Source organism: uncultured Kiloniella sp. (assembly GCF_937128705.1).
GTDB lineage: Bacteria > Pseudomonadota > Alphaproteobacteria > Kiloniellales > Kiloniellaceae > Kiloniella.
On sequence record NZ_CAKZMP010000154.1, the window covers coordinates 1 to 8670 of the forward strand.

The following is an 8670-nucleotide window of genomic DNA, read 5'->3' on the forward strand; positions in this document are numbered from 1 at the left end:
TCCGAAGCAAGAAAACGCCATGAGCTCACAACCCGGTTTCTCTCGCCATACGCAACCAACCTAGAAACCTGTCAATCACATGCATGGATAGGTTTCCCCAAAGACATCCCAATTCCCCAACTCGTGCGGCGCGCAGCCGAAGCTGGAGTCCACATTCTTGACGGAAGTCGCTTCGCCAACAATACAACAGCCGGAAAACATAACGTCAGGCTCTCGATCATGGCACCTGATACGAATCATAAGTTAGAAAAAGCGTTAATAAAACTCAAAGCAGTCTTATCAAACCCAAATGAAAACTCGTGTGATTTTTTTTAGAACAATAAAGAAAAACAAAATTAAAATATAAAATAAATCTATACTACTGGTTAAATACCTATAATAAAAACATTCTACAAAACAGGAAAAAAAATAAACTACGTGCCACCTCAGTACTTAAAACAAGAAAAATAAACTTAAACCCTATCCCAGAGGGGATTAATAATTATTATCAGGAAACAAATTTTCTGATAAAATACTTAAATTTTTCAGTACACAATTTACATTATTGGAAAGATTCTAAAGTAGATTGCAAGCCGCAGTAAGATAATAAATTTCAATACGAACGAATTAAAAGCGAGGATATCATGAAAGGCGACAAAAAAGTCATCGAACACCTGAACACAGCTTTAACGCATGAATTAACAGCGATTAACCAGTACTATCTTCACTACAAGCTTCTTCAAGACTGGGGTGTTGAAGGTCTTGCCAAGCACGAATACAAAGAATCCATCGAAGAAATGCAGCACGCTGATAAGCTTATGGATCGCATTTTGCTTCTTGATGGTTTCCCAAACCTTCAAAGCCTGAATAAACTTAAAATCGGCGAAGATGTAGAAGAAATTTTAAAATGTGATCTGGCCGGAGAGCTGGAAGCCGTTGAAGTTTACAAAGAAGGCATCGCCTATTGTGAGTCAGTAAAAGACTATGGCAGCCGTGAACTACTTCGTGAAATTCTGGTTGATGAAGAAGAGCACGTTGATCATCTGGAATCACAGTTTGAACTGATCAAACGTGTTGGTATCCAGAACTACATTCAATCTCAGAGCAAAGTCGAAGGCGACTAAGTTTCTTTGATCATTCAGGCTCTCAAAGCCTATTCCAAAAAAGCCGGTGATTTTCACTGGCTTTTTTCATGCTCATCTAAATTACCCCGCAAAATTTGCAATAATACCTTTGCACTCATCACACTCAGCACAAGAGTTTTTCACAGAAGTCCGACCTTAAAAGTCAGGTATTTTTGCCAAAAAAGAGCAATTTCGAAATTGCAACTCATTCTCAAGCATGTTAGTTGTTGCGAATAATACTCACCTGCTTTTGATTTCTTTCAAAAGCAGTACATTGATATCGCTTGGCTATTAAAGTCCGAAGTAGCCAACATTAAAATTGGAATGAAAATGAACCACGCTCTCAAAAAAGCTGCGCGTGTAGCAAGTACTGCCACCGTTTTAACTGTTCTTGGTGCAGGAACTGCATTTGCAGACACCGTTGACGCCAAAAGCGTCTTGAACAACTACGCAAACATTGCCCAAGCAGGCTTCGAAGATTCTCTGACATCAGCAAAAGCTTTGGACAGTGCTATTGATCAACTTATTGCCTCGCCAACTTCAGCCTCGCTGAACGCGGCTCGTGCAGCGTGGGTTTCCGCCCGTGCTCCTTATCAGCAAACCGAAGTTTACCGTTTTGGTAACGCCATCGTTGATGATTGGGAAGGCCGTGTAAATGCCTGGCCGCTTGATGAAGGCCTTATCGATTATGTCGATACATCATACGGTGATGAATCAGACGAAAACGCACTTTATACAGTGAACGTTATCGCCAATTCCAAACTATCCGTAAACGGCAAAGAAGTTGATGCTTCTAAAATTACTCCTGAATTGATTTCTGCAACGCTTCACGAAGCAGAAGAAGTTGAATCAAATGTTGCCACTGGTTACCACGCGATTGAGTTCCTTCTTTGGGGACAGGACCTAAACGGCAATGGCGCAGGTGCCGGAAGCCGCCCAGCGTCTGATTTTGATGTGAAAAATTGCACAGGCGGCAACTGTGATCGTCGCGCTCAGTATCTAAAATCGGCTTCAACTCTTCTGATTGCTGACCTAGCAGAAATGAAAGCAAACTGGGATGAAAAGGGTGAAGCCAGAACGAACCTTCTCAAAGACACCTCAACAGGTTTAACAACAATCCTGACGGGAATGGGATCTCTTTCTTATGGTGAACTTGCTGGGGAGCGCATGAAACTGGGTCTATTGCTGAATGACCCTGAAGAAGAGCATGACTGCTTCTCTGATAATACCCATAACTCTCACTATTTTGACCAGATCGGTATTCGTAATGTTTACACAGGACACTATCGTCGTCTAGACGGCTCTGTCGTAAGCGGTCCTTCTATTTCAGATCTTGTGAAAGCAAAAGATGCTGCAATCGATAGCGAACTTACTGAAAAACTGGATGCAACAGTAACGTCCATGGCGGTAATGAAAGCACGCGCAGAAAGCATCGAAGCTTATGACCAGATGATTGGTGAAGGCAATGTTGTTGGTAATGCTGTTGTGCAAAAAGCAATCGACGGTTTGATCAATCAAACCCGTTCAATCGAACGTGCAGTGGTGGCACTTGGCCTTTCAGCTATTGAAGTTGAAGGCTCAGATAGTCTCGATAATCCAAATGCCGTTTTCAACTAAGAACGGATATAATATTAGACACATGATCACTGCGACCACGTGTCTATTTATTCAAAATACTTAGTTATGCTAGCTTGTGGGCAGTTCTGAATTCAGAACTGCCCATTTCATTTATCTCAACATTGATTAAAACAAAAAATGCCCACGTCATTTGGAAAACGCCTGCCTTTTTATTGCGCCCTTCTCTTTGGAATGTCGCTTGCTTCTACCGTAACAGCGGCACCACTGCCCCGTGATGACCTTACCCCAGAGGACCTTTTGCGTGTCGAAAAAATTACTCAAGTAACAAGTGATTTCACCAAAGCAGAGCCTTATGAAAACAAATCTGCGGGGGCACCGACATCTAAAAAATCAGTCACATCAAAATCCTTCTCCCATTTTTCGGCAAATTTATCCTTCAAGGGAGAGCGTGACTTCAAACTAGGTAACAGCCTCTTTAAAAAAATCTGGGTTTCATCCCCGTCATCGACCAAGGCTTCTGACGGGTTAGGGCCTCTATTCAATGCCCGTTCCTGCCAACGCTGCCATTTACAAGACGGCCGAGGACACCCCCCAGAAAGCAACGACGACTTGGCAACCTCTATGTTTTTACGCCTCTCTGTTCCCCCCAGAACAGATGCAGAAAAACAAGCAATCAACACAGGCATCCAACTTCGGATTCCAGAACCAACTTATGGCGGACAATTGCAAGACCAAGCTGTCACGGGCCTGCCAGCCGAAGGTAAGATGCATATTTCCTATGAAGAGGAAGTTATAGCCTTGAACGGAGGCGAGAGTGTCTCGCTACGCAAACCCAGCTACAGCGTTACCCAGCTCGCCTATGGAGACATGGATCCTGACGTCATGCTGTCGCCTCGGGTCGCCTCACCGATGATAGGTTTGGGACTTTTGGAAGAAATCCACGAGCAGGACCTTCTTGATCTCGTCGATCCAGAAGACAGCGACGGTGATGGCATATCGGGAAAAGCCAGCATGGTTCTCAACCCTGAAACTGGACAAAAAGAGATTGGTCGTTTCGGGTGGAAAGCATCGAACAGAACCGTTCACACCCAATCGGTACATGCCTTTGCAGGGGATATCGGTTTATCAACACCAGATATGGCGGCACATTGGGGTGATTGTACAAGCAATCAGCCAACGTGTCTTTCCCAACCTCACGGGTCACAGAATAATCTTGGCGAGGGTGAGGCCCCGAAAAAAGTTTTAGACCTTGTTGTTTTTTATTCGAAAAATCTGGCTGTTCCAGCACGCCGTAACGTCAACGATCCAAAGGTCCTAAAAGGCAAAGAGCTCTTCTACACCAATGGATGCATTTCCTGTCATAAACCAAAATTTGTTACCCGTAGAAATGCAGCACAAAAAGAATTAGCCTTTCAGTTGATATGGCCCTACAGCGATCTTCTTCTTCACGATATGGGCGAAGGGTTGACCGATAATCGCCCGGTTGGCAATGCATCTGGGCGTGAATGGCGTACACCGCCATTATGGGGGATTGGGCTTACCGAGAAAGTGAATGGGCACACTTACTTTCTACATGATGGGCGGGCACGTAACTTGTTAGAAGCTATTATCTGGCATGGTGGTGAAGCGACACAAGCCCGAGACAATGTTGTCGCAATGACACCTGAAGAACGAAAATCCCTGATTACTTTTTTGGAATCTCTGTAATGATAACTTTTTCTTTCAAATCCAAGCCAAATACGAGACGTCATTTATCCAAGATAATTAGTCCTGCGCTCGCCGGAATTGTAATCGTAGGGACAGCCGTAAACGCATGGGGACAAACCCCGGAAACAAACTTCAAACCAATCATCAAACAGACTATCGAGAAGGCGATCCTCCCGGGATATAAAAATTTAACCCGTGCCGCCAAGGCGCAGGAAAGCGATTTGACCAAGTTATGTGAGCAGCCAAATAAGGAAAACTTGGCGAAAGCTCAACAGGCTTTTCGACCTCTTGTTGCCGCGTGGTCTGGCGTCGAGATGTATCGCATTGGTCCTGCCATAAAAAATAACCGACAAGAAAAGCTGTTCTTTTGGCCCGACCGCAAATCTATCGGACTACGCCAAGTCCGGAAATTAATTGATACCCAAGATGAAACAGCCCTCGCAACAGAAACTCTACAAAAGAAAAGCGTTGCTGTTCAGGGAATGCTTGCACTTGAATATGTTCTCTTTGGAAAAAATGCAGAAGCACTCGCGACAAGCAAACCCAAATCTTACCGTTGTGATTATGGGGTAAACATCGCCAAAGCAATTCAGACGACAGGGCAAGAAATTATTGACGATTGGGCGTCCCCTTCCGGCTATACGACGATGATGCTTGATACAGGCCCCTCGAACCCGATATACCGATCAGATACAGAAGTCATGCAGGATCTTTTGCGTATCAGCAGTGAAATGATTCAAAGCACAAGGGATCTCAAGATACTGAACACTATCAAGGAAAGCCCTGAGAAATCAAAACCAAAGCGTGCCCCTTTTTGGAGATCCAACCAAACCCTCCACGCGTATCAAAGCAATCTCAAAGCTGTTGAGACCCTCTTCACACAGGGGGGGCTTGGAAATCTCACCTCACGTCACACGCAATCCCTTTCTTTCGAGCTAGGGCAAACAAACACGTTCTTAATGAAACTTGAAAAAGAGAACATCGCTTGGGAAAAGCAGGTAAAACAAACAAAATCCCATGAAACTTTGTCCTTCACCCTTATTCCGTTAGAAGGTGCACACTACATTGTTAACGACCTCATCCCAGAAAAACTTGGTCTAAGTCTCGGCTTCAATTCTCTGGATGGTGATTAACAATGTCTTTATCCCGGAGAGAATTCTTAAACAGAATTGCCGCCAGCGGCGTTCTGGCGACAGGGCAACTCCCTTTTGCTTCGTTTGCACAGGCCGAAGCTTCCTCGTTGCAAGCGGCCTATGTTTCAACGCTGAGAAAAGCAGACGGTCAATACGCCGCCGCTGTTATTGATCGTTCTGGTAATTTAATTTTCCAAGAGCATCTTGATGACCGGGGACATGCAACAGCTATCGCACCCAATAAAAAGTTCGCCGTTGTATTTGCCAGACGTCCGGGGCGCTTTGCATTGGTTTTGGACCTCTTCAATAACCAGCGCCATTTAGCCTTTTCTCCTCCTCTGGATCACCACTTTTATGGGCATGGTTTTTTTTCTCCTGACGGGAAATTACTCTATGCAACAGAAAATGATTACGAAAATGAACGTGGCATTATTGGCATATACGATACGACGAATTCTTTTGCGCGCATCGGTCAATATGAAAGTTACGGCATAGGCCCGCACGAGGCTATCCTGCTTTCTGATGGGATTACCATTGCGATTTCGAATGGCGGCATTATTACCCATCCGGATTACCCCCGGCAGAAATTGAATCTTGCCTCTATGGAGCCACAGATAAGCTATGTAGATCGACGCGATGGAAAGCTGATTGCACAAAGTAAATTACCCTATGAGTACAATCAGCTCTCTTTACGGCATATGAGTGCCGCCAAAGATCATATTTGGATTGGCGGTCAATACGAAGGCGATCCGAGCAATAGCGTCAGCCTTGTCGCGACACACCGAATTGGTGAAGAAATCAAACCTGTATCTGGCGGGCAAACCTACCTTGGGATGAAACAATATATTGGGTCTGTCAGCGTAAATATTGACGGCAGCCTCGTCGCTACCACCGCCCCAAAAGGCAATAAAGTAGCCATATGGAATAGCAAAACACGGGAACTTGTAAAAACATTATCACACGTAGATGCAGGCGGCGTTGCCCCTAATGATCGTGGTTTCACAATCTCCGACGGACAAGGAAACCTTTGGCAAGATAACAAGACCATCTATCATGACCCAGAAATTGCCTGGGATAACCATATCAGCTCTGCAATTTAGTCCTGTTAAGCTGGAATAATTGTAACACGTTTCGATTATCGCTTATTAACAGTCATAATGTTATTCTTCAGCAGACCCTATTCGTCTCTTCAGGAATAAATGATAAAAATGTTGCTGACTATCCCAGGTATTTTAGATCAATCCGGACTCACGAGAATAAACGAGCTTCTTGATCGAGGACAATTCAAGGACGGAAAGCTTACAGCTGGATGGCATGCAAAACTTGTCAAAAACAATACACAGCTTACAGGGCGTGATACCACCGCAAAACAGGCAACAGCCATTCTAACCAATGCACTACAGCGTAATGCCATTTTTGCCCGGGCAACACTTCTACGGCGAATGCGTCCTCTTCTGTTCAGTCGCTATGAGCCTGGCATGGAATATGGCAACCATGTTGACGATGCTATTATGGGTTCAGACAGGGGATTTCGCACTGATATATCTTTTACAGTTTTCCTGAATGATCCAGATAGTTACGAAGGCGGAGAACTGGTGATGGACAGTTCTGTCGGTGAACAAAAGTTCAAGCTGCCTGCTGGTTCAGCAGTCGTATACCCTTCGACCACATTGCACAGGGTTGCCCCCGTCACCAAAGGCGTCAGACAAGTTGCCGTCAGTTGGGTACAAAGTCTGGTCAGATCCGCAGACCAACGCGAAATAATCTATGATATCGACCAAACCCGGCGAACGCTTTTTGAGCAAAACGGGAAAAGCAGAGAGTTTGACCTCTTGACCAAAACCCACGCCAACTTGTTACGGCTTTGGTCTGAACCATAAATAACGTATTTACCCCACATAAAAAAAGGCTGCCCGCAAAAGGCAGCCAAAGTTTGTCTTGGGGAATTTAACAAGTAAATTAAACAGCTAATAGCGAGTAGATCGTATCCTTAAGCGCCAAACGTTCCTTTTTGATCTCATGAATGTGATCATCACTTAACGTCTCAACCTCACTTTCGTGCCGATGGATCATCTTGTTAATTCGGTGATAATCCTCAGCAAGTTTCGCAAAATGCGCATCAGACTGCTTCTTGGTGTGAATGCGGTCTTTAAGCTCTGGAAATTCCTCTGCGAGTTCATGCGGTGTGTGCTGTGACATTCCCACTCCCTTGTTGCTATCATCTACAGGCATGACAATAGAACGAATGAGATATTCAGGCTTTGACGTAGGTCAAATGACGATATTTTTCTGTTTCTTTGGGGCTTTATATTCCAAAGGAAAAGGACCGTTAAAATTTACCCCAGATTGTCTTCATCTGGCGCCCTAAGGGCAATTCCACCAAGCAACATATCCACCTCATTTCCATCACGAGACAAAGGAAGAACGAGACTTTCAACATCCTTGATACCAGGTAAATCACCGACATAAGGCAAAATCGTCCGAACCGGTTCTCTTTCTTGGACCACCCGCTCGTATAAGGAAAACATCCGGCTCGGTGGATTTTGAGTAGGAATTTCACTGATACGCTTACCTGTATAGCTCCCCATAGTGATTTCGTCGATCAAGGTTCCGACAAGCCGATATTCAAAATCAAGAGGATTTCTATGAACATCAATCAATTCGCAATATGGCAACAATGATGGAATAGCCAACGGATCCACATCAGTTCGGGCAGGTAGCTCTTTAATCCTTGGCAACGATTTCCAGTAATCAAATAACTTAATTAAGTGAGGTGCTTCTATACTTAAGCTCTTATCTAAGTACGGTGTGTTTGACACATAATTCCTTTCCTTCGAATGAAAAGCAGCCCCTTATCTTCAGAAGTATAGCACATCCTTGTTTAATCTGGTTTGAAAACCATCAAGTAGAAAACAATTACAATCATAGGGAATGCCAAAGACCCCAGAAAAATCCACCAGCGGTCAAATATCCAATATTTCGCAGATACATCTGTGTTGGCATCCAATGCTCGCTTGATCAAATTACGCATCCGAATTTGGATATATACAACCGGAAGCCAGCAAAAACCCGCGCACAAATAAAGAATAATACCCCATAAAACCCAAGTATCACTTAAATCATAGCCCGTGGTAACAAGAAGTCCAATT

At 44.3% G+C, this 8670-nt stretch carries 10 protein-coding genes; 7 read left to right on the top strand and 3 right to left on the bottom strand.

Annotated elements, in window-relative coordinates:
- From Q0241_RS08540 to Q0241_RS08570, 7 genes are all read left to right on the top strand, one after another.
- Nucleotides 1–315: hypothetical protein (locus Q0241_RS08540; protein WP_299376049.1), on the top strand; the 315-nt coding region annotated here is incomplete at its 5' end.
- Between the two features lie 308 nt (nt 316–623).
- Nucleotides 624–1103 (top strand): bacterioferritin, encoded by a 480-nt coding sequence (gene bfr / locus Q0241_RS08545; protein WP_299376052.1) that lies wholly within the window; start codon nt 624–626, stop codon nt 1101–1103.
- A gap of 330 nt (nt 1104–1433) precedes the next feature.
- On the top strand, nt 1434–2720 hold the full coding sequence (locus Q0241_RS08550) for an imelysin family protein (RefSeq protein ID WP_299376054.1): 1287 nt from the start codon (nt 1434–1436) through the stop codon (nt 2718–2720).
- Nucleotides 2721–2858: 138 nt separating this feature from the next.
- Nucleotides 2859–4388, top strand: a complete 1530-nt coding sequence (locus Q0241_RS08555; protein WP_299376055.1) for a di-heme oxidoredictase family protein — start codon at nt 2859–2861, stop codon at nt 4386–4388.
- A complete protein-coding gene (locus Q0241_RS08560) occupies nt 4388–5521 on the top strand; it encodes an imelysin family protein (protein ID WP_299376058.1) in 1134 nt (377 codons plus the stop codon). Before Q0241_RS08555 ends, Q0241_RS08560 begins: the two co-directional genes overlap by 1 nt.
- 2 nt (nt 5522–5523) lie before the next feature.
- Nucleotides 5524–6621, top strand: coding sequence for a DUF1513 domain-containing protein (locus Q0241_RS08565; RefSeq protein WP_299376060.1), 1098 nt, complete (start codon nt 5524–5526; stop codon nt 6619–6621).
- A 108-nt stretch (nt 6622–6729) separates the two neighbouring features.
- Entirely contained in the window at nt 6730–7401 is a 672-nt protein-coding gene (locus Q0241_RS08570) for a Fe2+-dependent dioxygenase (RefSeq protein ID WP_299376063.1), read from the top strand.
- A gap of 79 nt (nt 7402–7480) precedes the next feature.
- Here Q0241_RS08570 and Q0241_RS08575 read toward each other — a convergent pair whose 3' ends face one another.
- The 3 genes from Q0241_RS08575 to Q0241_RS08585 all read right to left on the bottom strand — a co-directional run.
- The gene (locus tag Q0241_RS08575) at nt 7481–7720 is read right to left on the bottom strand and encodes a DUF465 domain-containing protein (RefSeq protein ID WP_299376066.1); all 240 of its coding nucleotides are present in this window, start codon (nt 7718–7720) and stop codon (nt 7481–7483) included.
- 137 nt (nt 7721–7857) lie between these two features.
- Complete coding sequence (locus Q0241_RS08580; RefSeq protein ID WP_299376069.1) at nt 7858–8340, bottom strand: PAS domain-containing protein; 483 nt, start codon at nt 8338–8340, stop codon at nt 7858–7860.
- A 62-nt stretch (nt 8341–8402) separates the two neighbouring features.
- Nucleotides 8403–8670, bottom strand: a 268-nt coding sequence (locus tag Q0241_RS08585) for a DUF2269 family protein (protein ID WP_299376072.1), incomplete at its 5' end; no start/stop codon positions are given.